Below are 898 nucleotides of genomic sequence, written 5' to 3' on the forward strand. Positions count from 1 at the left end.
TGATAATGGATAATATCTGCCGCTATCATAACAATTATTCATAAAATTAGTGGCTTTGATTGCACGTTTTCATAGTAATTTATATTTTTAATTCTTATTTATACTATGTCATCCTCATCTATTAAAGAGTTATAAAAATATTGCCGAAGTATTTGCATGAACTTCTCGCAGTGTATGGTGAAAAACATTCAACTTACCATGAGGAAACATTAGGTTTAAATGGTTTATAAAGTAATCGTTTTTATAGATAATAAGCGTTGTATAAGCTGTCCACTACTTTTTGTAACACTTCTTTCTCAATCTTTGCTTTCGTAACCTTGGAAATCATTATGTTATTATCACGCTCTTCTTCATCTACTTATCTACGTTGTAGTATTTTAAGCGTATTGGGCTTACTTTCTATAAATACAGCAATGGCTGTCACACCTGTCAGCCCTGAACTAGATACTGTCACTGATAATAATGAGCTGCCACAAGTTGAGCTTGATAAAATCGTCGTCACCGCCACGCGTACGCCTACTAAAACCAGTAACGTTATTGCTCAGACTCGGGTGATTAATAGCGAAGAGTTGCAGCGTTATCGAGGTCAAACTGTCACTGATGTACTAAAAAATCAGCCTGGTATCAATATTACCCAAAGTGGCGGCATGGGTACAGCCAGTAATTTTTATATGCGTGGCTTTGATAGTAAGCAAGTATTGGTGATTATCGATGGTATACGATATGGCTCTATCTCCTTAGGCAGCCCTTCTCTGAACTTGTTATCCGCAGACCAAATTGATCGCATCGAAATTTTATACGGTGCCTCTGGTTCTAGTATTTACGGTTCTGACGCCATGGGCGGTGTTATTCAAATTTTCACCAAGGGCAATAATGTAGAACAATCCAATGTTTCTAC

General features: G+C 37.0%; 1 protein-coding gene. It reads left to right on the forward strand.

The window, feature by feature from the left end:
* Positions 1–329: 329 nt before the first annotated feature.
* Positions 330–898, forward strand: a 569-nt coding sequence (locus ACS8FD_RS18105) for a TonB-dependent receptor (RefSeq protein WP_439276869.1), incomplete at its 3' end; no start/stop codon positions are given.

The sequence above is a fragment of the Psychrobacter sp. 1U2 genome (assembly GCF_051847575.1).